The organism is Streptococcus sp. 2106 (assembly GCF_013277315.1).
Classification (GTDB): domain Bacteria; phylum Bacillota; class Bacilli; order Lactobacillales; family Streptococcaceae; genus Streptococcus; species Streptococcus pseudopneumoniae.
Window position 1 is genome coordinate 1 of record NZ_VMMS01000019.1, and the last position, 25158, is coordinate 25158.

Annotated in this window: 29 protein-coding genes and 1 pseudogene; 4 read left to right on the top strand and 26 right to left on the bottom strand. The window is 40.6% G+C overall.

Annotated features, from left to right (window positions below; genetic code table 11):
* Positions 1-20 precede the first annotated feature (20 nt).
* The 17 genes and pseudogenes from HT723_RS02160 to tsaB form a co-directional block, all read right to left on the bottom strand.
* Positions 21-239, bottom strand: a pseudogene (locus HT723_RS02160) (hypothetical protein); the annotation flags it as partial.
* A gap of 22 nt (positions 240-261) precedes the next feature.
* Entirely contained in the window at positions 262-1506 is a 1245-nt protein-coding gene (locus HT723_RS02165) for a transporter (protein WP_172934525.1), read from the bottom strand.
* Between the two features lie 185 nt (positions 1507-1691).
* Positions 1692-2561 carry an Rgg/GadR/MutR family transcriptional regulator gene (locus tag HT723_RS02170; RefSeq protein ID WP_172934526.1) on the bottom strand — a complete coding sequence of 290 codons (870 nt, stop codon included), beginning with the start codon at positions 2559-2561 and terminating at the stop codon, positions 1692-1694.
* Positions 2562-2692: 131 nt separating this feature from the next.
* A complete protein-coding gene (locus tag HT723_RS02175) occupies positions 2693-3385 on the bottom strand; it encodes a methionine ABC transporter permease (protein ID WP_000535118.1) in 693 nt (230 codons plus the stop codon).
* A 1-nt stretch (position 3386) separates the two neighbouring features.
* Positions 3387-4448 (bottom strand): methionine ABC transporter ATP-binding protein, encoded by a 1062-nt coding sequence (locus HT723_RS02180; protein WP_172934527.1) that lies wholly within the window; start codon positions 4446-4448, stop codon positions 3387-3389.
* Positions 4441-5814, bottom strand: a complete 1374-nt coding sequence (locus HT723_RS02185; RefSeq protein WP_172934528.1) for a M20/M25/M40 family metallo-hydrolase — start codon at positions 5812-5814, stop codon at positions 4441-4443. The genes HT723_RS02180 and HT723_RS02185 overlap by 8 nt, the downstream gene beginning before the upstream one ends.
* Before the next feature lie 96 nt (positions 5815-5910).
* A complete protein-coding gene (locus tag HT723_RS02190; RefSeq protein ID WP_023948487.1) occupies positions 5911-6765 on the bottom strand; it encodes a MetQ/NlpA family ABC transporter substrate-binding protein in 855 nt (284 codons plus the stop codon).
* A 153-nt stretch (positions 6766-6918) separates the two neighbouring features.
* Positions 6919-7749 carry an amino acid ABC transporter substrate-binding protein gene (locus HT723_RS02195; RefSeq protein WP_000724930.1) on the bottom strand — a complete coding sequence of 277 codons (831 nt, stop codon included), beginning with the start codon at positions 7747-7749 and terminating at the stop codon, positions 6919-6921.
* Between the two features lie 182 nt (positions 7750-7931).
* A complete protein-coding gene (locus HT723_RS02200) occupies positions 7932-8255 on the bottom strand; it encodes an AzlD domain-containing protein (protein WP_000253936.1) in 324 nt (107 codons plus the stop codon).
* Positions 8245-8940, bottom strand: a complete 696-nt coding sequence (locus HT723_RS02205) for an AzlC family ABC transporter permease (RefSeq protein ID WP_172934529.1) — start codon at positions 8938-8940, stop codon at positions 8245-8247. Before HT723_RS02205 ends, HT723_RS02200 begins: the two co-directional genes overlap by 11 nt.
* Positions 8941-9098: 158 nt before the next feature.
* Entirely contained in the window at positions 9099-10325 is a 1227-nt protein-coding gene (locus tag HT723_RS02210) for an MFS transporter (protein ID WP_172934530.1), read from the bottom strand.
* A gap of 71 nt (positions 10326-10396) precedes the next feature.
* Positions 10397-11062, bottom strand: a complete 666-nt coding sequence (locus HT723_RS02215; RefSeq protein ID WP_172934531.1) for a CPBP family intramembrane glutamic endopeptidase — start codon at positions 11060-11062, stop codon at positions 10397-10399.
* Positions 11063-11129: 67 nt separating this feature from the next.
* Positions 11130-11327, bottom strand: coding sequence for a peptide pheromone VP1 (locus tag HT723_RS02220; RefSeq protein ID WP_000933471.1), 198 nt, complete (start codon positions 11325-11327; stop codon positions 11130-11132).
* 289 nt (positions 11328-11616) lie between these two features.
* Positions 11617-12480 (bottom strand): XRE/MutR family transcriptional regulator, encoded by an 864-nt coding sequence (locus HT723_RS02225; RefSeq protein WP_172934532.1) that lies wholly within the window; start codon positions 12478-12480, stop codon positions 11617-11619.
* A gap of 106 nt (positions 12481-12586) precedes the next feature.
* Entirely contained in the window at positions 12587-13597 is a 1011-nt protein-coding gene (gene tsaD, locus HT723_RS02230) for a tRNA (adenosine(37)-N6)-threonylcarbamoyltransferase complex transferase subunit TsaD (RefSeq protein WP_172934533.1), read from the bottom strand.
* Complete coding sequence (gene rimI / locus HT723_RS02235; RefSeq protein WP_101514815.1) at positions 13587-14024, bottom strand: ribosomal protein S18-alanine N-acetyltransferase; 438 nt, start codon at positions 14022-14024, stop codon at positions 13587-13589. Before rimI ends, tsaD begins: the two co-directional genes overlap by 11 nt.
* Positions 14021-14704, bottom strand: coding sequence for a tRNA (adenosine(37)-N6)-threonylcarbamoyltransferase complex dimerization subunit type 1 TsaB (tsaB, locus tag HT723_RS02240; RefSeq protein WP_050261241.1), 684 nt, complete (start codon positions 14702-14704; stop codon positions 14021-14023). Before tsaB ends, rimI begins: the two co-directional genes overlap by 4 nt.
* A gap of 177 nt (positions 14705-14881) precedes the next feature.
* On the opposite strand from tsaB, the gene cibA reads away from it, so the two are divergent.
* Both cibA and cibB read left to right on the top strand, forming a co-directional pair.
* Positions 14882-15067, top strand: coding sequence for a fratricide two-peptide bacteriocin subunit CibA (cibA, locus tag HT723_RS02245; RefSeq protein WP_172934534.1), 186 nt, complete (start codon positions 14882-14884; stop codon positions 15065-15067).
* Position 15068: 1 nt separating this feature from the next.
* On the top strand, positions 15069-15221 hold the full coding sequence (gene cibB, locus HT723_RS02250; protein WP_000974046.1) for a fratricide two-peptide bacteriocin subunit CibB: 153 nt from the start codon (positions 15069-15071) through the stop codon (positions 15219-15221).
* A 339-nt stretch (positions 15222-15560) separates the two neighbouring features.
* On the opposite strand, the gene HT723_RS02255 is transcribed toward cibB, so the two are convergent.
* A complete protein-coding gene (locus HT723_RS02255) occupies positions 15561-15776 on the bottom strand; it encodes a hypothetical protein (protein ID WP_023935522.1) in 216 nt (71 codons plus the stop codon).
* 233 nt (positions 15777-16009) lie between these two features.
* On the bottom strand, positions 16010-16576 hold the full coding sequence (locus HT723_RS11450; RefSeq protein ID WP_240154935.1) for a phospholipase: 567 nt from the start codon (positions 16574-16576) through the stop codon (positions 16010-16012).
* A 168-nt stretch (positions 16577-16744) separates the two neighbouring features.
* On the opposite strand from HT723_RS11450, the gene HT723_RS02265 reads away from it, so the two are divergent.
* The gene (locus HT723_RS02265) at positions 16745-16978 is read left to right on the top strand and encodes a DNA-dependent RNA polymerase subunit epsilon (RefSeq protein ID WP_000639574.1); all 234 of its coding nucleotides are present in this window, start codon (positions 16745-16747) and stop codon (positions 16976-16978) included.
* A 1-nt stretch (position 16979) separates the two neighbouring features.
* A complete protein-coding gene (locus HT723_RS02270) occupies positions 16980-18659 on the top strand; it encodes a ribonuclease J (protein ID WP_000331993.1) in 1680 nt (559 codons plus the stop codon).
* Between the two features lie 37 nt (positions 18660-18696).
* Here HT723_RS02270 and mnmG read toward each other — a convergent pair whose 3' ends face one another.
* The 7 genes from mnmG to HT723_RS02300 form a co-directional block, all read right to left on the bottom strand.
* On the bottom strand, positions 18697-20610 hold the full coding sequence (gene mnmG, locus HT723_RS02275; protein WP_172934535.1) for a tRNA uridine-5-carboxymethylaminomethyl(34) synthesis enzyme MnmG: 1914 nt from the start codon (positions 20608-20610) through the stop codon (positions 18697-18699).
* Positions 20611-20619: 9 nt separating this feature from the next.
* A complete protein-coding gene (locus HT723_RS02280; protein WP_172934536.1) occupies positions 20620-21075 on the bottom strand; it encodes an NUDIX hydrolase in 456 nt (151 codons plus the stop codon).
* A gap of 140 nt (positions 21076-21215) precedes the next feature.
* Entirely contained in the window at positions 21216-22337 is a 1122-nt protein-coding gene (gene mnmA, locus HT723_RS02285; RefSeq protein ID WP_172934537.1) for a tRNA 2-thiouridine(34) synthase MnmA, read from the bottom strand.
* 702 nt (positions 22338-23039) lie between these two features.
* Complete coding sequence (locus tag HT723_RS02290) at positions 23040-23342, bottom strand: hypothetical protein (RefSeq protein WP_023941044.1); 303 nt, start codon at positions 23340-23342, stop codon at positions 23040-23042.
* A 145-nt stretch (positions 23343-23487) separates the two neighbouring features.
* Positions 23488-24216, bottom strand: coding sequence for a hypothetical protein (locus tag HT723_RS02295; protein WP_172934538.1), 729 nt, complete (start codon positions 24214-24216; stop codon positions 23488-23490).
* A 126-nt stretch (positions 24217-24342) separates the two neighbouring features.
* The gene (locus tag HT723_RS11280) at positions 24343-24531 is read right to left on the bottom strand and encodes a hypothetical protein (protein ID WP_016397257.1); all 189 of its coding nucleotides are present in this window, start codon (positions 24529-24531) and stop codon (positions 24343-24345) included.
* Between the two features lie 7 nt (positions 24532-24538).
* Positions 24539-24913 carry an SPH_0224 family bacteriocin-like peptide gene (locus tag HT723_RS02300; RefSeq protein WP_172934539.1) on the bottom strand — a complete coding sequence of 125 codons (375 nt, stop codon included), beginning with the start codon at positions 24911-24913 and terminating at the stop codon, positions 24539-24541.
* Positions 24914-25158: the final 245 nt, after the last annotated feature.

The window sequence follows — 25158 nt, forward strand, 5'->3', positions numbered from 1 at the left end:
AGCAACCTGCGGCTAGTTTCCTACTTTGCTCTTTGATTTTCATTGAGTATAAATTTAAAGATAATCAAAATGATAATGATGGTTGCCAAGATAGTTTTATCGTGATTGTAGCGGTTAAATCCATAAGCGATGGCTACGTTACCAATACCGCCAGCTCCAACCGCACCAGCCATAGCTGTTTCCCCAACAAGGGAAATCAAGGTTACAGTCGTCACACGAATCAAATCTGGAAGACCTTCTAGTAAGCCTGATTTGCCTAGGTTAAACTTTTTTACCTGAAAAACTTCTTTTTTCTAGTGATAAAATCAACCCTATCACACTCACTACCAAAAATACCCACCAACAAAGCCTGATATCTTGCAAAGCTAAGAAGGAAAATACAGACATCCCCAAAGGTAATGTTAGGGAAACAATCATACTCAAGAGATTATTACTTCGAGCTAATACATCCGCGCTCAAATTAGACAATAACAGAGTATCTAATTTAGGCATTGATTTCGACATCAAATACATGACAAAGGCTAAGAAAACAACACCTACTAGAGGAGAAAAATCTAAAATATTAGCAGTAGCAAGCAATACAAACAGACTTGCATTGAGCGATAGCAAACTTGAAAACGACCATTTCCCAAAATAATCATGGGGAGTTAGGCTACCAAGAATAGCTCCTCCCAAGCTAACACATTCGATTAAAAATAGGGCTTTAGCATAGCTGAGATGATAGATAGTATGGTCTAATAAGTAAAAGTGATAAATACCTCCAACAGCTCCTCCCAAAGTATTCATTACCAAAATGACAAGGATCATTTTAAACAAAGATTTACTTTCTCTTTGCCTAAAGATATCATCCATGTCCGCATAGATTGCCTTAACTTGTTGAAGTAAACTAATCGACTCATTCTCTACCGTTACAGACAAATACGTCAATTCTCTTCTATTTTTGAACAAAATAAGAGAAGATAGTAAAAAGAAGCCAGCATTCACAATTGCAACAAAAGAAAAATTTTGGTGGCTTGTTGTGAGTAACCACACTCCTAAGGCTTGACCTCCTAGATTTGATAAATAGGAAACAAACTGAGTAAATGAATAAGCTTCATAGAGCTTATCTTCCGAAATATTATGCTGGATAATCGGCATACGAAGGCCTGCTGTATAATCCGATAAAATATCTGAACAGATATTAACCATACAGATAAAAGCAAACGTTACGAAGTTCTGATCATGAATCACACTAGCAATCAAAAGAAATAGGAGACTTTGTACACAACCAACCCAGATAATTGTCCCTGCTTTATTCCGAGTATGATCAGCCTTAATCCCAACATAAAAAGTAAATAGGAAAGGTAAAATCGTAATCATATTCGCCATAAATACAGCTATATTTTTAAAGGGTAGACTCGCAGCATAAACGATAAATACCAGATTATAAATATAAGCTCCACTTGAGCTTAAAAACCTTGATAAGGTCAGTATTCTAAATAAATGATGTTTTAAAAATAATTTCATAACAAGGCTTTCTCCATATTTCAAAGAGTATTCTATTGAATCCAGTCTAACAAAAAAAGCGGGAGTCCCCACTTTTTTGTAATATATTTTTTCTGAAAATAGAAACTCTAGCGCCTAGAAATTGCTAATTATCACTCCATCTACAAGCCTATTTATTTTTCATCAGTCGATGTAACGAGAATATATTACAAATCTTTATTTGAAAGCTGATTTGCAAAATAGTTTTCATAGTATCTTGCACCATCTATATACTCTAAATCTTGTAAGATTGTAATGCCTCTCTGGATTTTTTCAAGACCCTTATTTTTTACATTAAAAATAGTATCATAATACCCTTTAGCAATCATATAAATGATTTTAAGATAAGCTTGAGATTCTGGCAATTCTCGTTTTTCAATCTGAAAAACAAAATAGTCTGCTTTTAATTTATCCTTTTCCTCTATCGCTTTAAAAAGTCCATTAATCAAAATGGTGTCAATACCAACTTTGTTACTAGGTAAAGAGCCTAATAAATCCGTCTTTTGTAACATCTCCCTAGAATATTTAAAATAGAGGGGCAGAGGAAACAAAGTAGAAATCGTTGAAAATAATTCCAATTCATAATTTCCCCAGATGTCAATAGTAAAAAAATAGTCATAGAGAAAAGTCAGTTCTTCATCCGTTGCCCTGATTTCTGAATCAAAAAACACGAGAAGGCTTTTGATACGAATCATTTGTAAGAGATAGCTTTTTTTAGCACTTGATCTATACTTTTGAGTCGTCTCTTCATATAAGGATTGGAGAGAATCAATCCCTTTTCTGTCATATAAATTCCAAAGATTTTCTTGAAAAGCTAGGACCTTTTTCTGAGAAAAACCACGTACCAAGTACATAAATTCATTCAAATCAGAGTGGATGTTATCTAAGGCAGTAATCAATTTCATAGATGATAGGTCTGCTTCTCCACGCTCAAATTTGCTCAGCATGGAATAAGTAAACTCTCCTCCTGTCGCCTCTTGTAGGGATACATTCCGACTCTTTCTCAATTCTTTAAAAACTTCTCCCAGATTTTGCATATTGACTCCCCACAATTCTTAACTCTCTTACTCATAAAAGTAACGGTTGATAGCAACCAGTACAGAAAATTTCAAGTCTTGACTATAACGACAACTCCTATGAATGATGTACAGATTTCCTAGCTCTTTTTTTATTTATGACTCAATTTTTTAGTCAAGAAGTCTCCCAAGAATTGGATTGCAAAGATAATCAAAATGATAATGATGGTTGCCAAGATGGTCACATCGTGATTGTAGCGATTAAATCCATAAGCGATGGCTACGTTACCGATACCACCAGCTCCAACCGCACCAGCCATGGCTGTTTCACCAACAAGGGAAATCAAGGTCACAGTCGTCACACGAATCAAATCTGGAAGACCTTCTGATAGGTAGACACCCACGATGTCCCAGAAAGTCGCTCCGCTCGCTTGAGCCGCCTCAATGACACCGCCATCCAATTCAGCCAAAACCACCTGCACCTGACGGGCAAAGAAAGCAAAGACTGCAAAAGATAGCGGTACGATAGCCGCATTTGGACCAATGCTTGTTCCTACGATTAGATGAGAGAAGGGTGACAAGACTGCCAAGAGGATGATGAAAGGAACCGCACGGAAAATAGAGGTGATTTTATCCAAAATCCAGAAAACGACTTTATTTTCCAAGACACCACCTGGCGCTGTCAAGACGAGAAAGAGACCTGCCACTAGCCCCAAGAAACCTCCGATGATGAAGGAAAGAACTGTCATATAAAGGGTTAGGTAGATGGCTGTTCCCCAGCCTGCTTGACCAGCCCAGCCCATCTTATAGACATTTGGTAAATAGGTTTGAATCAATGATCCCATCTTACTGTCCTCCCTTCAATACTTTTAGTTGCACACCAGCCTGACGGATGGCCTCTTGAGCACTTGCCAAGGCTGCTTTTTCCCCTGACAAGACAACCACAAGCTCACCAACAGGAGTACCATCAAGAATTTCAATATTTCCGTAAAGGATATTGGCCGTTACTTGGTAGTGCTTGTACAATTCATTCAAAAGTGGCTCGTCTGTTGAAGCCCCTGCGTACTTGAGCTGCACCAAGAGACTGTTTTCAGACAGATGTTCCACGATTTCTTGCTTCTCGATTTTGACCATGGCTTCGTCAATACCTGTAGCTGTTGAGATAAAGTCTTGAGTCAAAGGTTGTTTAGGGTCTGAGAAGATTTCAAGCACACTGCCCTCTTCAATCAAATGCCCATCCTGCATAACTGCCACACGGTTGGCAATGTCTTTGACAATCTGCATTTCATGCGTAATCAAGACAACAGTCAAGCCTAATTTTTGGTTCAAATCTTGCAACAAGGCCAAAATCTGCTTGGTTGTCTTCGGATCAAGCGCAGAAGTTGACTCGTCTGAAATCAAGATTTTTGGATCATTTGCCAAGGCACGCGCAATGGCCACACGCTGCTTTTGCCCTCCAGATAGTTGTGAAGGGTAGTTTTCAGCACGATCCGCCAAGCCAACCAAGTCCAACAACTTGGCTACTTTAGCCTTCTTTTCTTCCTTGCTGAGTCCAGAGTGTTTAAGGGCAAAGGCTACATTCTCCTCTGCTGTCTTTTGGCTCATCAGGTTAAAATGCTGGAAAATCATCCCGATATCTTGACGTTTACGACGCAACTGCTCGGCCGTCAAGGTCACCTTATCATCAAAAATCACATCGTCGTCAATGGTAATTTTGCCTGCAGATGGCTTTTGCAAGAGATTAATCACCCGTACAAGGGTTGATTTCCCTGCTCCAGAATATCCAACAATTCCGTAAATATTCCCTTCTTGGATGTGAATGGTCACATCCTTGACCGCTGTGATGGTTCTCTTCTTTTGATGAAAAGTCACATCAATCTGATCTAACTTAATAATATCTCTACTCATAGCTTCTAATCAGCTCCTCTACTAATTCAATATGGGTGTAGTAATCGGCAATTCGCACATTTTCATCTCCACCGTGATCTCGGCTATTAGCGTTTCCTAGACCGAAGGCCACCATTGGTACCTCTAGGGCATCAAAGACCGTATGCATAGGCCCTGTCCCAGCTGTAGTCGGCAAGACTGAAACGCCCTGTGGATAGAATTTCTTGGCCAACTCGATTACATTGAGAATGGCTGGTGCGCTCATATCGCTTCGATAGCTCATCTCTCCCAAGGTATAGTATAATTCTACCTTATCAAAGCCATTTTTGTCTAGCTGTTTCCGAATTTTTTCCAGAACATCATGCGGTTCTAAGCCCGGAACCAGACGAACCTCTAGCTTGGCACTGGCTTCTGCAGGTAAAATAGTCTTAACACCCTGGCCTTGATAACCAGACTGGATTCCTTCGATATTAAGCGCTGGCTCGAAAAAGAAACGCTTTAGAAAGGCCATCCGCTCCTCCTGTAAGAGAGGCAACTCCAATCCATAAATCCGACTAACTTCCTCTGGGTTTCGTTGACCATAAGTTTCTAGCAAGGCCATTTCTCGTTCATTTGGCTCTTGCACTTCTTCGTACAAGCCTTCAACCAAGATACGGCCATCTGCAGCGCGAAGAGACTGTAGGGCTTGGAGGAGATACCAGGGAGCTGATTCCACAACCCCACCATAACTAGAATGGATATCGACATCCGCACTTTTCACCTTGGCATCAAAGGTCACAATCCCCTTATTTCCACCAGAAATTTCCAGCTGTTCCAAGGCATTCTTGGTCCCTTGTTCCCAAACTAACAAACCTGCACCACGGAGTTTATCCGCATGTTTTTCCAGATATTTATCCAGGTCTGTCGAGGCCGATTCCTCCGCTCCCTCCATGATAAAGCTGATATTGACAGGCAGGTCATCGTGGTGCTGCATGTATTTTCTCAAAGCACTCAAACGAGCTGTGATATGACCCTTATCATCGTCAACCCCACGCCCATACATGAAGCCATTACGCACCGAAAGCGTAAAGGGATCCTCTGTCCAGACCTGATCCCCATCCGCTGGCACAGTGTCATAATGGTTATAGAAAATTAGGGTCTTGGCATCTGGACGCGAACTCTTGAAATGCGCCATGACAAAGGGCGCCGTATAAGTCTCATCAATCTCTACTTCAGCCCCCACACGCTTGAAAATCTCACCCAGATAGTTGGCGACTTCCTTAAGTCCAACCTGCTGGGCAAAGACCGACTTCTTAGAAATCAAGGTACGCAAAACCTCAAAATAATGCTGGGCTACATGATCCTTTTCAAATTTTTCAATCTGTTCTTGTTCGCTAGGAAAAACCATATTCTCTCTACCTTTCTATGAACTACTCTTCCTGACAATCCATGCTCTATACAAAAGCAAGAGGTGGAATCTTCTCTCCCACCTCCCTGTTTCTTATTACCAAACTGGTTGATCCAAACCGTCTGATGTTTCTTCGATAACTTTTTTCACGTCATCTGTGTGGTAAGCTGCGATCACTTTCTTGATAGCATCAGCTTTTGGTGATGTTTCCCAATCTTTTTTCGCAACGATGATGTTGTACCATTGTTTTGAATTTTCATCAGCTTGTTCTTTGAAAAGTGCTTTCTTGTAGTCCAATTTTGCTTCTGTAACGAAGGTATTGTTTACAACAGCAGCGTCAACTGATGACAATGAACGAGCTGTTTGGCTAGCGTCCAATTCAGTGATTTTCAAGTTCTTTGGATTTTCTTTGATGTTGGCAACTGTTGCAAGAGCAGTTCCTGAAACGTCCAATTTAATCAAGCCAGCTGATTGAAGCAAGTAAAGCGCACGGCTTTCGTTTGTAGCATCGTTTGGTACAGCAATTTCTCCGTTTGCTGGGATGTCTTCTACTTTAGTGTACTTGTTGTCACTTCCATTCAAACCTGAGTAAAGGCGGATTGGAGAGATGTAAGTATCAGCAATCGCTACAAGGTCTTTCCCGTTTTCTTTGTTCCAGTTGTTCAAGAAGTTATAGTGTTGGAAAGCGTTCAAGTCTACTTCGCCATCAGCAGTTGCCTTGTTTGGTTGTGAGTAGTCTGTGAACTCTGTAAATTCCAAAGTGATTCCGTCTTTCTTAACCAATTCTTGAACTTTATCCCAACGAGCTTCTTCAGAACCGCTACGGTTGACAGTTGCGATTTTGATAGTTGTTGCATTGTCTGCTTTCTTTTCTGAGTTTCCGCAAGCTGCAAGAGCCAAACCTGCGACTGTAGCAAGGGCTGCTACACCAAGCCATTTTTTGATTTTCATGATTCTTTCTCCTTAAAAATAATACCGTACTAGTATCTCATACTTTGTTTTATTTCACAAATTGTTATTAGATAGTCAGATATATAGTTTAAAACTATATATCTAAGAACTGAGAAATCACCCATCTTATTCAGAATGGATGATTTCAAGAAATTATTTAATATCAGCCTCTGCTGGTAGGTAAGTGTCTCCGAAGAATTGTTTAGACAATTTTTCAAGCGTTCCGTCTTTGTAGAGTTCTTTGATGCGTTTGTCTACAAATGATTTCAACTCATCTTGACCTTGAGCAAGAAGTGGGTAAACGTACGGTTGTTGGTCACTTGGAAGTTCGATGACTTTCAAGTTATCCAAACCTTGGTTCTTGATCACTGTTTCAACACCGATTTTATCAAAAATCTTATAGTCAAATTGGCCATCGCTCAAACGTACCATGATTTGTTGGAAGTCTGCCTTAGTATAGTTAAGGATAGTTGGGTTGTCTGGGTGTTCAGCGTTGTATGCTTCTAACTGCTTAGCTGAGGTAGTGGCTTGAACGACTTCCGTCGATTTTCCACCGATATCAGCGAGAGACTTGATACTAGAGTCATCTTTCTTCACTACAAGGACATTAGGGTTTTGGGCAATTGGTGCGGCATAAAGGTATTTTTCCGCACGTTCTTTAGTGTAGCTAAGATTGTTGACAGCCATATTGTAACGGTCAGCGTCAAGACCAGCAAATACACCTGACCATTCTGTCTTTTCAAATTTGACATCATACTTGTCAGAGTCTTTAAAGATAGCGCGAACGACTTCAATCTCGTAACCAGTCAATTCGCCATTTTCTTCATAGATAAATGGTTTTGGCGAGCCATTGGTTGCAACGATGATTTCTTTCTTGCTAGCTGCTTCTCCCTCTTTCTTAGCACCACCTGAGCAAGCCGCAAGCACACCTGCAGCAACAAGAGCAAGGGCTGCAAGAGATGAGTATTTAACGATTTTTTTCATGTCATTTCCTCCAAAATAGAATACCTTATAATCTTAACAGAAAAAGACTATTTACGCCATTATATGATATCTATATCTGTGATAAGTTTTCTTTATGGCTAATTTATACTCAATGAAAANNCAGTTACATATACCTACGGAAAGGCAAAGCTGACGTGGTTTGAAAAGATTTTCGAAGAGTATTAAAAGACCAAACGCAAGACTGCAATTAAGACCACTCCAAAGAGAACTGTTCCGACTAGATTGCGGTAGCGAAAGGCTACCCAAGCCGTTGGAAAGACTGCTAAGAAGTCCAGCCATTTGATTTGAGGAAGGCTGCCAACCTTGCCTGTCACTACGCTTGAAAGAATCAAGGCAAAGATAATAGAAACGGGCAAGAACTTCAAAAAACGCTCAACAATCGCAGGCAAGCCCTTATACTTAACCAAGATGAAGGGAATCATACGGGGAATCCAAGTCACAAGACCAGAGAAAATAACTGCTAATAAAAGATACTTACTGACCATCTAAAACCACCCCCATTGTACAACCAAGTAGCGTCGCAAACAGAACAGCTAGTGACTGAGACACCACTGTCAAGAGCAAAAAGAAGGACACCGCAACAACTGCTAGGATAATAAGCAGATTGCGGACAGGAATCCGTCTTTGCATAATCTGGAATTGCGAAGCAAAAATCCCGATAAACATCCCAACCAGGGCAAAATCCAATCCAAAGATTTCTGGATTTGGCAGCAGACCACCCAGAGCCGTTCCGGCAACTGTTCCCACAAACCAAGCCACATAGCTGTTAAGATTGTTTCCGTGCATCCACATAGGATTGACCTTGTCTGCATGGGCCAATTCGCCCATCAAAACACCATAAGTCTCATCCGTCAAGATACTAGACATACCGATATTGTGCCAGAGACTAGTATGACGAAAATAGGTCGACGCATGCAAACTCAACAAAAAGAGACGCAAATTGATCAAAAAAACCGTCATAGCAATGGCAGCCACAGGCGCTTGAACCGCAATCAGGGCCAACATGGCAAACTGGGCGCTCCCAGCATAAACAAAGAGGCTCATCAAGCCCATCTCAACAGGTGTCACATAGGGCGCACCGATAATCCCACAGGCAAGTCCGATACTGACATAACCAAGGGCCGTTGGCATGGCTGCCTGCGCTCCCTCCCAAAATCCTTTTTCTTTCATCTTTCTCCTCATATTGTCTTAATAGGTGGGCTGAAAAGACTCCAGCCACAGCATGGACTATTATAACACATTCAGGAAAGAGAAAAAAGTCTGTTGATTTTGACCATCATAAAAAGACTGGCAATCCAGTCTCAAATATATATTAGACAAATTCTCCGCTAAATACTTTCACGAATATTCAGAAGCATGACAAAGGCAACTAGAAGAAATAGCAATAAAACAAAGCTAACTGCCAGAGTTCCAAAGCTAGTAGCAATGGTTACCAAAGCTATTGTAAATAAGCTAGGTAAAACAACCGTAATAGCACCGATAGAAGATTGAACTGCTCCCATTGACTCCTCAGGTATTTGTTTAAAGACGAGTTCTTGCAATCTAGGAGAGAGAACACCTGCGAAAAAGGCATCCAAGGTACTAAAGATAAGAATCCAGTCAAAACGAACTGTGGCAAATCCTACTAGAAGAAGCAACTGGATGACAAGTGAGGCATAGAGAGCTGTTTTTATAGAAATCGTATTTTTCAGATAGCCACTTACAAGACTTCCGACAATCAGGGCTGACAGTTCAAAAGTGGATAGCAAGGCAAGAGATTGACCTGTCTGCAAATTCAAAAAGGGTTGATTCCTCAAAAATAGAGTAGAAACAGGAACTGTAACATTTATCACTGCTTGACTAATAGAAATAATAAACAAAACCAAGAGCACCTTATTCATATTCCATATCAATTTCGACGACTGGACCAAATGCTGGCAAAAGGATTTTACAGAGAGTCCTTCTTGATAGCTAATCGTTTTTTCTACTTTCAAGAGGTCAGTTTTTATGAAGAGGATACCTAAAAATGCGATTAAAAAGGTAAGAGCGTTCAGTAAGGAAATAAACTGGATGGATAGAATACCTAATAAGACTCCTCCTAAAATATTACTGATTGTTTTCACTAAACTAACAGTTGACTGTTTAAATCCAATAGCTTCTGCCAGATGGTCTTGTCCAATAATTCTAATGAAAATCGGAGTGAGCATGGCGCCTGAAAAATAACTCAATGTGTCAGACAAGAGGTTAATCAGACAAATAAAGGCTACTAGTACTAAGGAAAAGGACTGCCCTGAAAGCGATAAGGACACTATAGAGTAAAGCAAAAATTTTGCAAAACTAATAATTGTATATTTCAAGACACGATGATGTTGAAAATCCGCCAAAACTCCCAGAAAGATTTGTAGAACTTGGGGCAGGGTTTCTGAAATCGTGATAAGTAAAATCGCCAAAGGAGCAAAAGAGGCGTCTGCCACATAATTCAAAAAGGCCAGATAAAAAATCGTATCCCCAAGCGTTGAAATCCACTGGTTGATGGTTAATTGCCTAAAATCTCTATTTTGAAGAAATACTTTCATTATAACTCCTTTTTAAGTTCAAATGGGAATCTTTCCCCAGAAATAGACCGCGATACTACTCACAACCAAAATTACAGCAACGGTAAAATTTGACCAATGCCATTGTAGACTATATGCAGTCCAATAGGCCAATAAATGGACTTGGTTACTCTAAACAAGATGGCAAATATGAGGCCACCACCCATATATACAAAAAAGTCTGTTAAAACCCAACCGTGATTACTAATGTGCAAGACCCCAAATAAAATATCAGAACCAAGTACATCTAGTCCCCATTGCTTTCCTTTTTCCAGAGCTGTCATCACCAATCCCCGATAAATCATGTCTTCAAAAATGGGACCTGCTATAACAGGATAGAAAAAATACATCAAAAATGCTGTAGCTCCTGTAAAAGTAGGAACATCCAGTTGATAAGCAATTTCATTTTTGGTAGGAGGGAAAAGAAAAAAGGTGACGAAATTCCAAACAACAAAAGCAAGCAGAGCTAGGAAGGAATAGAAAAGATAGGATCCTTTAAACTTTCTACTCTTGATTTTCTGCCATTTGCCTGACTTAACCATAGCAAAAAAAGCAATAAAAACGACAAGAAAATGCAACATCATATCCGACAGATAATAACCAAAGTCAGATAGAACAAGAGCAAAGTCGCTAGATAAAACCAGACCACTAAGGTACTGATAAGCAAGGACGAGTAGAATCGCTATAAAAAAGTAGTATCTTGAAGTTATCTTTCCCATTTTATTTTCTCCTATACTATGAAATAAAGACAGCCCCTACCCAAGAAAAAGGCAAGGACTTTGAATATCAATAATGGCGACGATTAACAGTGGAAGAATCATGGTTAAAATATTTCTCCCAGAAATTAGTGATTGACCAAGACGTTCCTAAACCTCCCCAACTACCACCTGGGATAACGGCATTATACCCAAGTTCCCCTCCATAAACTGTCTCCAACTCAGCTTCTGTCAATTCCATTGTTTCTGCAAATTGTAAATTTAACATCTTTTACACTCCTTCAATTATCTTCATTTGTAAACCACTTCTGCGACCTAGGATTTGCTTCAAATGTTTTACAAGGACAGTATAACACGGAAATTGGCTTATTTTAGAAAATCGCATATTTGATATTTTTTCTTATAGAAATTTCAGATTTGCGATTTTGGTGAATTTGATTACTTCTCTGGTATAATAAAGTTATTACTAACAAGGAGGGATATAATGATGAAGAAAAGAAAAATACAACTGATACTCCTGCTTATTTCGGAGTGGGTTATTGTCATCCCGTTTTTAACTAATCGATAAGCTCTTTGTATTGCTGCAAACGCAATTCAAAAAGGGATGTCAATTGTGGATTTTCTAATACTTGCAGAGATTGGATAAAATTTTCAATCTCTTTTTGGTTGCTTCCCTTGGTTTGAAGAAAAATACTCATTTTCTTTAAAAATTGCCACGATACTTTCTCAAAAACATCGTACGGACGCAACATGCTCTCCAACTCGGCTTCGAAGATTGGGATGTATGAGAAAAGTTTTCGCTCCATGAGCTCTGATATAATATTCAGAAAGCCACTTTTCATATACAGTCTATTATGTACCAACTCTTTAAATTCTTTGGATTTTTCGAGTAAGGAGGTTGATAAAAAGATCAGATCTTGATTGCTCAAGAAGGGCATAGTATTGCAAAAGAGATAGAGTTCAAACCAGGTCCAAGACTCGATAGCATAGAGATAGGTGGTCAAAAACTCGCTATCCTCCTCTGCTAGTGGGTAGCTTTTATCTAGTGAGTGGATGGCATCTTTGATTACAATAGCATTCAAACGACGATAGGTCTCTGCCATCTGTTCTTGCTTGATTTTCTCCAATAGTTGCTCTAAGCCAGCGATATCTTGGTGGGCAAAGCGATCCACAACCCTCCTACCAATCTGCATATGTGGAGATTCTTGATAGTTGTTGAGCTTGTGCCCAAACTCATCAAAATTCATATTGATTCCTTGAATAGCTAGGATTAACTTGTCCGCAGATAGCATAGACTGCCCTAGTTCAAACTTGGACAGCTGAGAAGCTGTTAGTCCAGCACAAGCCACATCTGACTGCTTGAGCTTTCTAGCCAAGCGCAACTCCTTGTAAAATTCTCCCAATTCCATTCTCTCGATCATCTTACCACCTCCTAGCTTTTGCATATTATATCATTATTTTTATAGTTTTGTCAAAATATTCTGACATTTAAGAGAGCAAAAAAGCCAGCCTTAAGCTGACTCCATTTTATTCCATGGTATCAAAAGCGAGACTTGGTTTGGCATTGAGGTCCCAGCCTGCGAAGTTTTCTTTGTTCCACTCGCTGACACTGGCATAGGCAATCATACCTGCATTGTCTCCGCAGAGACGCAGAGGTGGAATGATGACCTTGACATCTGTGATTTCAGTTGCTAGGCGTTCTCTGAGACCTTTATTGGCTGCCACGCCACCTGCCACGACAAGGGTTTTAACAGGGTATTTCTCCAAAGCCTTCTTGGTTTTAGCCATGAGAATATCCAGTACAGCTGCTTGGAAGGAAGCACACAAATCCTCTGTAGACAGACTTTCTCCCTTTTGCTCAGCATTGTGGTGAAGATTGATAAAGGCAGATTTCAAACCTGAGAATGAAAACTCCAGATTATCCTCCTTAATCATGGCACGAGGGAAATCATAAATATCCTGCCCCTGATGGGCTAGCTCGTCAATCTCACGACCTGCAGGATAGGTCAAACCCATGACACGGCCAACCTTATCATAGGCCTCGCCAACCGCGTCATCTCGCGTTTCCCCAACAATCTTGTAGTCACCAGCCTCCGAAACATAAACCAACTCTGTGTGTCCACCGCTAACCAAGAGGGCTAGCAAGGGAAACTCCAAAGGCTCTACATTTTGAGCTGCCATGAGGTGACCAGCCATGTGGTTAACAGGAATCAGCGGAAGTCCATGAGCCCAAGCAAAGGCCTTAGCAGCTGACAAACCGACTAGTAAGGCTCCGACCAAGCCCGGTCCATAGGTAACCGCAACAGCTGTCACATCGCCTTCGGTAATCTCTGCTTCTGCCAGTGCCTCCTCGATACAGGCTGTAATGACCTCGACATGGTGACGACTGGCTACTTCGGGCACTACGCCCCCAAAACGTTTGTGACTCTCAATTTGACTAGCAATGACATTGGACAAGAGCTCATCGTCGTTTTTCAAGACGGCGACACTGGTCTCATCACAGGATGTCTCAAATGCTAAAATATATCTATCCTTCATCTATTTCTCTCTTCATGATAATGGCGTCCTCGACTGGGTCATGGTAGTAGGCCTTTCGCTCAGCGATGACTCCCATCTTTTCTTTCTTGTAAAATGCTTGCGCTCGTTGATTTGATTTTCTGACTTCGAGGAAAATCTCCTTGTCTGTCGGCAGTGTCGCAAACAAGGCTGACGCAATTCCCTGACCCTGATAGGCTTCTTTGACAGCGATTTGCAGGACTTCTGCCTCAAAGAGATTCTCCTGTACAGCTAGAAATCCAATCACTTCTGCCCCATCATAAGCCAGAGCATACCAAGTCTGGTCTTGAGCCAGGTCTGCTTGGATTTGTTCCAGCGTCCACGGACTGATTGGGTAAACAGCTGCCATAACAGCGTAGATGGCTTGAGCCAAGTCAGACTGCTGTTGAGTTCGTTTGATTTCTATCATAGGCGTTTAATGTAAGACTCGCCAGACTCCGTGTGGTTCTTAAGCCAGTTTTCCTCAGCCTCAACACGTTTGAGGTAGTTCGGCACAAAGTCGTGCAAGGAGTCTGCTTCCTTGTCCCAAGCCCAAAGAGCTAGATTGGCTGCATTTGGCAAGGTTTCTTTGAAATTAGTCCTTGGCAAGTGTTCTTGAATCTGCTTCACAAAGGGGCCAACTTCTCCGACAAAGGTTACCTGGCTAGCCCCCTTGATTAGCTCAATCACTCGCTCAAAAGGCAGGTGCGCTTCTGGCATGACAGGTTTGGCATTTTCATAAAATCCTGCATAAACATTATTGCGACGCGCATCCATCAAGGGGACAAACAAGCCTTCTTGTTGGTAGGGCACCAGAGCCAAGAGACTCGACATACCAACTAACTCGATGTTCAGAGTGTGAGCTAAGGTCTTGGCAGTTGCCACCGCAATTCGCAAGCCTGTGTAGCTACCTGGTCCTTCCGCCACCACGATTCGGTCCAAATCCTTGGGTGTCCAATCCAAACTTGCCATCAAAAAATCGATGGCAGGCATGAGGGTAATACTGTGATTTTTCTTGATGTTAATAGTAGTCTCAGCAAGAACCTGCTTGTCCTCTAAAATAGCGAGAGAAAGAGCCTTGCTTGACGTATCAAAAGCTAATACTTTCATAACACATTCCTATCTTTTTGTCTGCTTACTATTATACTACAAAAGCTGGCACATGGGAATTTTCTTTATCCCCAAACAAGAGTGCCCTCACTTAACTAAAAATAATTTAAAAAAATGTTCACTTTTCCTTTTCTTTTCCGAATATAAAAGTGAACAAGAAAAAAGGAGGAAAGTTCAATGACAAATTTTGACGTTCTTGACAATCAATTTTTATCCTTATCTGAAAATGAATTATCAGATATTGATGGCGGTCTCGCTCCCTTGGTTATCTTTGGAGTAGCAGTATCTTGGAAAGCTATTGCAGGTGGAACAGCACTTATAGATTCTGGTTTGGCAGCTGGTTATTTTTTAGGAGGAGATTAATATGATGAAAGATTTGAACAACTATTGTGAAATTTCTACTAAGGAATTGCAAGAAATAAAGGGTGGCTTTGGTGTAGGTGTTGGTATCGCTTTATTTATGGCAGGTTATACCATTGGAAAAGACCTCCGTAAAAAGTTTGGTAAGTCATGCTAGATAAAAAACACATTTTTAGAAGGATAAATTTTATTATCTTTATCTCTTACAGTTTGCTAAGCATTCTCAATGATTTAAACATTACTACTATCCCTTTACCAATTGATCTATCTGTTTGTATTGTTTTATTTTTATGCTTCAACTCTATTTTTGAACATAAGAAGAATCGTTAATATAAAAATAAGAGTAAATTCTGAAAGCAAACATTTATTCCGTTGTCATGTCATTTTAGAAAAATGCGAAGACCACCTCATCTTGATAGATGGGGTGGAATTTTCGTGTCGTAAATCTACTACCTCTATATCCCCAAACAAAAGTGCCCTAGCATGAGCAGGGCATCTAAGCATTTAATCCAAAGTAAAATACAAACCAAACGACATAGGTTACAAGGAGGAGAAAAAGCGAGTAGAGAGTCACAAAGGTAATTTTCCACAAGAACTTGGTTTGTCGTCGTTCCAGTTTGGCAAATAGAAGATTCCCTCCATAAACGCAAGCAACAAAAACAATAAAAGCTACCAAGCGAGCTCCGATAGCAAAAGCAAATAAGTTATACATAGGGCAACCTCCTTAGTTTAAAATTATCTTAATAAGTAAAGTGAAATATTGCATAAGTATCCATTTTTAATATCGCAAATATATTTTTTAAAGACATAAACACATCTACAAGCGCCTATAAACAGAAACCTTAAAAGATAAGTTAAAACTTATAAAATAAGATTCTGTTCATAGACACCAATATTCATATCAACACTTTTACGTAACAACTCATATTTTACAAAAACTTAGTCTTATACGAATCTAGAAAATAGAGCCACAGCTGCTCTTGCATATGCTCCTTTAGTTGTATTCCAAGCATTATTTGCTACAATAGGAGATAATCTTATTAGGAATGCGGCATTGCAACTTCTATTATCTGCTAAAAATCCCTTAAAACACTTATCATGATAGAAACAAGCCATATCTAAATCATCAATAGCTGGAATAGAATATCCATTATTTCCATAACCACAATAATTACCATAAGAGCCTATAGGAAAAAGAGAGCGATCCATTCTAGCCAAAGCAGTTGACTCTCCGTTAGTCTCTATATCCGTTACGATTTCGTTTAAAACACGCCCTACCTCCAAAGCTTCATTGTCTAAACAAAGCTCCTCTGCTTTATCTAATCTAACTACAGGGAAACTATGTTCATTCAATTCGGTAACTTTATCCAATTCAGAAGTATCTATAAAGTTAAACATAATAGCAATAGCACTAAACAATATAGTTTCCGAATTATTTCCTTTCCAGCTTAGACTATTTCTTTCTATTATTATAGCATATACTTTTTGATATTGCAAGCGTTTACTCAGCAAATCGTCCCCTGACTTTCTCGTTTCCGTCTTTTACTAATTTTTCATTTTGTGGTATAATTGAAATAATTGTAACGAATCAAGGTCAATCTAGACACAAAATGGAATGAAATCAAGCAAATCTATGCTAAAAGTTTGGAATAAGCTGACCTGTAAATAGAAAGGAACTATATGATTTACAAAGTTTTTTATCAAGAAACAAAAGAACGTAGCCCACGCCGTGAAACAACACGCGCACTTTACCTAGACATCGATGCCAGCTCAGAACTTGAGGGTCGTATCGCTGCTCGCCAACTTGTCGAAGAAAATCGCCCAGAGTACAATATCGAGTATATCGAACTCTTGTCTGACAAATTGCTAGATTACGAAAAAGAAACTGGCGCCTTCAAAATTACGGAGTTCTAATATGGCCTATACTCTTAAACCTGAAGAAGTTGGCGTTTTTGCCATCGGTGGTCTGGGAGAAATCGGGAAAAACACATACGGAATTGAATACCAAGACGAGATTATCATCGTCGATGCTGGGATTAAATTCCCAGAAGATGACTTACTGGGTATCGACTATGTCATTCCTGACTACTCTTACATCGTGGACAATATCGACCGCGTCAAGGCTGTCTTAATTACACACGGACACGAGGACCACATCGGTGGGATTCCTTTCCTGCTCAAGCAAGCAAATGTCCCAATCTATGCTGGACCACTTGCCTTGGCTTTGATCCGTGGGAAGCTCGAAGAACACGGCCTCTTGCGCAACGCCAAACTTTACGAAATCAACCACAACACTGAGTTGACCTTTAAAAACCTCAAGGCAACTTTCTTTAGAACGACTCACTCTATTCCAGAGCCTTTGGGGATTGTCATTCATACTCCTCAAGGGAAAATTGTCTGTACGGGTGACTTCAAGTTTGACTTAACACCAGTTGGTGAACCAGCAGATTTGCACCGTATGGCTGCGCTTGGTGAAGAAGGCGTGCTCTGTCTCCTGTCTGACTCGACAAATGCAGAAATTCCAACCTTTACCAACTCTGAAAAAGTCGTTGGCCAGTCCATCATGAAGATTATCCAAGGCATTGAAGGACGTATCATCTTTGCATCCTTTGCCTCAAATATCTTCCGTCTCCAGCAAGCAACAGAAGCTGCTGTTAAGACTGGACGTAAGATCGCTGTCTTTGGCCGTTCTATGGAAAAGGCCATTGTCAACGGAATTGAGCTCGGTTACATAAAAGCTCCAAAAGGAACCTTCATCGAGCCAAATGAAATCAAAGACTACCCTGCAGGCGAGGTTCTCATTCTCTGTACAGGTAGTCAGGGTGAGCCGATGGCAGCCCTCTCTCGTATCGCCAACGGAACCCACCGTCAGGTACAACTCCAACCAGGTGATACCGTTATCTTCTCTTCTAGTCCAATCCCTGGAAACACTACTAGCGTCAACAAGCTAATTAACATCATTTCAGAAGCTGGTGTCGAAGTTATCCACGGTAAGGTTAACAATATCCATACATCTGGACACGGTGGCCAGCAAGAGCAAAAACTTATGCTCCGCTTGATTAAGCCAAAATACTTCATGCCTGTCCACGGTGAATACCGCATGCAAAAAGTCCACGCTGGACTAGCAGTGGATACTGGTGTTGAGAAGGACAATATCTTTATCATGAGCAATGGTGATGTGCTTGCCCTTACTGCTGACTCAGCTCGTATAGCAGGTCATTTCAACGCCCAAGACATCTATGTCGATGGAAATCGTATCGGTGAAATCGGTGCTGCTGTCCTCAAAGATCGTCGTGATCTATCTGAAGACGGTGTCGTTCTAGCAGTCGCAACTGTTGACTTCAAGTCTCAGATGATTCTATCTGGTCCAGACATCCTCAGCCGAGGCTTTGTCTACATGAGAGAGTCTGGCGACTTGATTCGCCAAAGCCAACGCATCCTCTTCAATGCCATTCGTATCGCACTGAAAAATAAGGATGCTAGCGTGCAATCTGTCAATGGTGCCATTGTCAACGCTATTCGCCCCTTCCTCTATGAAAATACAGAACGTGAACCGATCATCATCCCTATGATCCTCACACCAGATGAAGAATAAAGCAAGAAAACAGCCCCGAAAACGGAGCTGTTTTTCTCTATGCTTTCTTTTCTTGATTTTTAGAAATACTACGATTTTTACCTTCAAGATACACCATCAAAATAGAAATATCTGCTGGGTTTACTCCCGAAATACGGCTGGCTTGGCCGATAGTTTCTGGATTGATAAGTTTGAACTTCTGACGGGCTTCGGTTGCGATAGAATCAATGTCATCCCAGTCGATATTGGCTGGAATGCGTTTTTCTTCCATGCGTTTCATCTTGGCAACCTGGTCCATGGCTTTGGAAATATAGCCTTCGTACTTGATTTCTGTTTCAATCAATTCGATAATCTTGTCATCCAAATTCTCAGCAGCTGGTCCGATGAAGGTCACCACATCTTGATAAGAAACTTCTGGACGGCGAAGGAATTCCTTGGCTGTCACTGCATCAGTCAACGGCTTGAAGCCCATCTCCTCAACCTTGGCATTGGTTTCCTTGACTGGCTTGAGTTTGATACTGTCTAGGCGTTTCATCTCATTTTCAAATTGATTTTTCTTGATTTCAAAGCGAGCCCAGCGTTCATCATCCACAAGTCCAATCTCGCGCCCCATCTCTGTCAAACGCATATCGGCATTGTCGTGACGGAGAATGAGACGGTATTCAGCACGACTGGTCAAGAGACGGTAGGGTTCAATGGTTCCCTTGGTCACCAAGTCATCAATCATAACCCCGATATAACCGTCACTGCGCTTCAAAATCAACTCAGGCTTGCCTTGGATTTTCAGAGCCGCATTGATGCCAGCGATAATCCCTTGACCTGCTGCTTCTTCGTAACCTGACGTTCCATTTGTCTGACCAGCAGTGAAGAGACCTGAAATTTTCTTAGTTTCCAGAGTCGCACGCAACTGGTGAGGCAAGACCATGTCATACTCAATGGCGTAACCAGTTCGCATCATCTCAGCATTTTCCAACCCTTTGATGGAATGAACCAGCTCACGTTGGACGTCCTCAGGCAGACTGGTTGAAAGACCTTGGACGTAGACTTCCTCTGTATTGCGCCCTTCTGGCTCAAGGAAGAGTTGATGGCGTTCCTTGTCCGCAAAGCGCACAATCTTGTCCTCAATTGACGGACAGTAACGAGGGCCCACTCCCTTGACCACACCTGTAAACATAGGCGCACGGTGGAGATTGTTTTGGATAATCTCATGACTGGTACCGTTGGTGTAGGTCAACCAGCATGGCACTTGGTCCTTGACATAGTCCTCATCACGTGAAGTATATGAGAAGTGATTTGGCGCTTCGTCTCCTGGCTGAATCTCTGTCACATCATAATTGATAGAAGAAGCCTTGACACGTGGAGGCGTCCCTGTCTTGAAACGACCGATTTCGAGGCCCAATTCCTTGAGGTTATCAGCTAGGTTAATCGAAGCTAGGCTGTGGTTAGGTCCTGATGAGTACTTGAGGTCTCCGATGATGATTTCCCCACGGAGAGCAGTCCCTGTCGTCACGATAACAGCCTTGGCAGAATACTCTTGGTGGGTAGCTGTACGGACACCGACAACCTTGCCATCTTCCACCAAAATCTCATCAATCATGGTCTGACGAAGGGTCAGATTTTCTTGATTTTCAACTGTCTTGCGCATTTCCTTAGAGTAAAGCTCCTTGTCAGCCTGCGCACGAAGGGCACGAACGGCAGGACCCTTCCCTGTGTTGAGCATCTTCATCTGGATGTAAGTCTTGTCAATGGTTTTAGCCATTTCACCACCGAGGGCATCGACTTCACGCACAACGATCCCCTTAGCAGAACCACCGATAGAGGGGTTACAAGGCATGAAAGCCAGCATTTCAATGTTGATGGTCGCAAGTAAGACCTTACAACCCATACGACTAGCAGCTAGGGATGCTTCTACCCCAGCATGTCCCGCACCGATTACAATAATATCGTATTCTTCAGTAAAATTATAAGTCATGTTTCTCTCCTATTCCTCAAGATGAATGTGTCTTAGTTGGCCGTCCCAAGTTGGTAGGGCCGTTTTTAAAAAGGCTGGAACTAGCTGGATATTCTGGAGCTGATCCAAGTCAATCCACTCACAAGGCTGCCTTTTCTCATCTTCCTGCATGGTCAATGGGGCATCTTCAAGCAAATTCACTAGATAATGAAACTCGATATTGTGATAGGAAACACCGTCCTGTTCAAAACGATTTTCAACCACGAAAGCTAGCTGCCCAGCTTGAGCTTTGACACCCAGTTCTTCCCTCACTTCACGGACTACCGCGTCTTCCGTGCTTTCATTGACTTGAATTGCACCGCCGATAGTATAATACTTGCCCTTTTCTTTGGTAACTAGGAGCTTGCGATTTTGAAGAATCAAGGCTGTCGCCCGAACACCAAAAACCGTATTTCCTACTCTTGTCCGAAAGTCTTGTTGAGTCATTTTTGTCCTTTCCTCTAAACGACACAAAAACAGTCAAAACTCCAGAGAAGTGCAGGACAAAAAAGCCTGCAACATCCATGAGCTTTGACCATCATTTCTATTGCTTTTATTATTGTAGCAAATTGAGAAAATTTGTCAATCTAAATGTACTGACAAACTTGTCCATCGCGGTAAGCATTGTCAATCAAACCACCACCTAGACACTCTTCGCCATCGTAAAAGACAACTGCCTGTCCTGGTGTAATCGCGCGTTGCGGTTCTGCAAAGATGACCTCTGCCTTATCTCCTTTGACATGGACGGTCACCTTAGAATCAGGCTGACGGTAGCGGAATTTTGCTGTGCATTCGAGCATAAATTCCTCGGGCATCTCACGAGTAAAGTGGACTTGACTAGCCTTTAGGCTGGTTGACATGAGCGAATCATGGTAGAAACCTTGGCCAACATAGAGGATATTCTTGCTCAGGTCTTTTCCGACAACGAACCAAGGGGCATTGTCACCACCGTGTTGGCCACCAATACCGAGACCGCCACGCTGACCGATTGTATAGTACATAAGTCCTGCATGCTCACCCATATCACGACCATCCACAGTCATCATGCGACCAGGCTGAGCTGGCAGATAGTTGCTGAGGAAGTTTTTAAAGTTCTTTTCTCCGATAAAGCAAATCCCTGTCGAGTCTTTCTTCTTGGCAGTCGCAAGTCCTGCTTCTTCTGCTAGTTTTCGCACTTCCGCCTTTTCCAAATGTCCCAGTGGGAACATGGTTTTTTGAAGTTGTTTTTGCGAAAGTTGGCTGAGGAAATAAGTCTGATCCTTGCCATTATCCACGCCACGAAGCATATGAACAGTACCATCTTCATCACGCGCCACTCGGGCATAATGCCCAGTCGCTACATAGTCTGCCCCCAAGGTCATAGCATAGTCCAAAAAGGCCTTGAACTTGATTTCCTTATTGCACATAACATCTGGATTTGGCGTGCGTCCTGCACGGTATTCCGCTAGGAAATACTCAAAAACGCGGTCCCAGTACTCTTTTTCAAAGTTGACAGAGTAGTAGGGAATACCGATCTGGTCCGCCACCGCAGCCACATCCTTGTAATCTTCGGTCGCCGTACAGACGCCGTTTTCATCTGTGTCATCCCAGTTCTTCATGAAGATACCGATCACATCGTAGCCCTGCTCCTTGAGAAGAAGAGCCGTCACCGACGAATCAACACCACCACTCATCCCCACAACAACACGTGTTTTAGAGTTATCACTCATGGTAAGTCTCCCATCTATTCGTTTATTTATATCCCTCAAAATTCTATTTACTATGACTTTCAATAGAATTTATTTGAGTATAGTCATTTCGTTTGCTTTTAGTAGTAAAATGGTCTGGGAGACCATTTTAGCCTATCATCTTAAAATGAAAATATGATAGGCAACGAGTCGCAGGCATAACTTGAGTTCGCTCAATCAGTCTGGGAGACTGATTGAGGTTATAAATAAGACAAGCTCAGCTTGCATCTCATTTCGAGTTAACGACGTAATAAAAGATAAACGAAATGACTAGTTCACGATTGAAGGTCGTGTGTGCTTTAACGATTGAAGGTCGCTTGAGCAGTATTCATTATAACATGCTTGGTTAGAGAAGACAAGGAAAGGAGCCAATCTTGACTCCTTTATTGAAGAAATTGTTTTAACCTTGTCCTTTCTTTTCTAAGCCGAAAATGAAATGGTAATCGATAAAGATGCCCATGATTGAATAGGCACATAAAATATCCTATACTTACCTTCCATTATTCCGTGATTGAATGTATTTAGCAACAATATAGATAAGAAAGGCAAACATGATTGCCAGATAGCTCACTATAAGGAAAACATGCTTAAAAATACTAGTATCAAATAAACTCACGATAGCTAATAATAGATTCATAATAAATACTATAGTCGCAAATAGTTGTACTTTTTTATCTTTCATAACTAGTCCCAGCCTAAATTACTTTCCAATATCCTACCGAAATTATAGCCGGTAATATAGCCTGACATATAACCTGTTGCTGCACCACAAGTAGCTAAAATGAATGCATAGCTAACTGTACCAATAACTGGTAAGGTTATTGTCCCTAGTGCTGCACCAGCTGCCGCTCCAGTTATAGCTCCTGCTATTCCGCTTGCGACACCACCTACACCTCCACAAAGCAAGGCAAGCCACCCTTCACCATCAAGATACATCATCTCTTCTTCATCAATAGTAACATAGTTGTTTGGTAATACGAGTTCCATCAAAATTCTCTTTTTTATTAATCACTTGTTAGGATAGTTTCCTAACAAGTGATTGTCGACTGTGTTTATAGTACTTAGTTACCTAGATAGCTTTCCTTTATCATGTCTGATTTTAAGCCGTTCTAAGATTTAATCCATATTTCTATTACTTGCTATTTTTAAATAATTCGTATTCCTTTTCCTTGATAAATGGAACTGAAAAATTAGAAAAAAGAAGTAAAACCGAAAACAAATAGCCTGCTTTTTGAATCACTAAAAGATATCCTAAAAATAAGTAAGCTATAACATCCAATGCGAAAAGAAAAAATATTCTCCTCTTCATTAAAGTACTTGTGTCAAATAATCTGATGAATAAAAATTTTATCGTGGTATCTACACAAATTTTTATCAAAAAGATAAGAGTTAGTGCATGATTATCAACTGTACCGTAAAGAATAGATGGAAATATAGTTAATATAAAACTAGAAATCTCTAAATATTTTATCCAAGGAGATTGAGACACCTTGCTTCTAAACTGACTAATTTTCTTATATTCGTTAGTCAATTTAATATCAAAATCTTTCCCAATTAAATGAAAAATTATCAACTCTGTAATAAAAACACTTATTAATACGGTATAAGTCAAAAAACTTTCTGGGAAAAACTTATTGATTAAAATGGGGAAACTCATTAACAGAATCGAATTTATGGCTAGACAGATAGATACTATTTTATTTTTCACAGAATATAGAGGTAGTGATACTATTGAGTAGATAAAAGCTAAAAAAATAAGCAAAAAATACTCCGTATCATTTATAATCGCCCTGAATGATAAAAATATATACACCCAACACACGATGATGTGTATTTTTCGAATCTTATCTACATTACTCATCTTACTGTCTCCGATATGAAGCCGTCCCAAGGATAAAAATTACCACTAATATTATAACCTTCATTAAGAGAACAGTCTCTAATATAGTAGACTCCCCTTCCTATCACTCCAGCTATATCATATTTGTTATCGATTTAAAAAAATTTTTGCATAAACTATCATTGCTATGGTTAAAAGCAAAAATATTAAATTAATCATAATGATTAATTTCTTTAGTTCCTCACCAACATGATCATATGCTAAAAAAGTTACAGAGGAAATGAGTAGAAATGCTAAAAATACAATAACAAAAATTTTTTCAATTTTCATATCCATTTTACAATTACCATAAAGCGTTTAAGTTTGGATCTCTTCGATTAATATCATTATTTGCCCAAATTGTTGTGATGGCATCACCAATTGACATCCAAGCTGCAAATCCGTTAATAGCAGAAGCTGCAAAACCTGCAACTCTATTCGCAACCCGTACTCCAACATATCTTGCTGCAGCTCCAGCTACTGCACTCGTAACCCATCGTAAACCATGCTTACGGACATAATTTTTAACCAAACTGATAGCTCCTCCGCCTAGAACACCATTGAAAGCTATATTAATGGCTACTGCAACTGGCCACCTTGGAATAGAAAATCCCCCATCAAGATACATCATCTCTTCTTCATCAATCGCAACATAATTATTTGGTAATACAAGTTCCATTTGTTTTCTCCTTTTTTATTAAGCATGGTTAGGATGGCTTCCTAACAGGTAATCGTCGACTGTGTTTTTATCACTTAGCTACCTAGATAAGATATCCTTTCTCTACCTTATTTGTTTTTATAGGTTACCTAAGGTTTAAAACCAATTATTGCTTGAAACTTAACAGTTCTAAACCACTAGCAATAAATGATTGCGAACTCACTAATACTATTTCAAAATTTATTTTTTTTGACTTAGTAACGCAG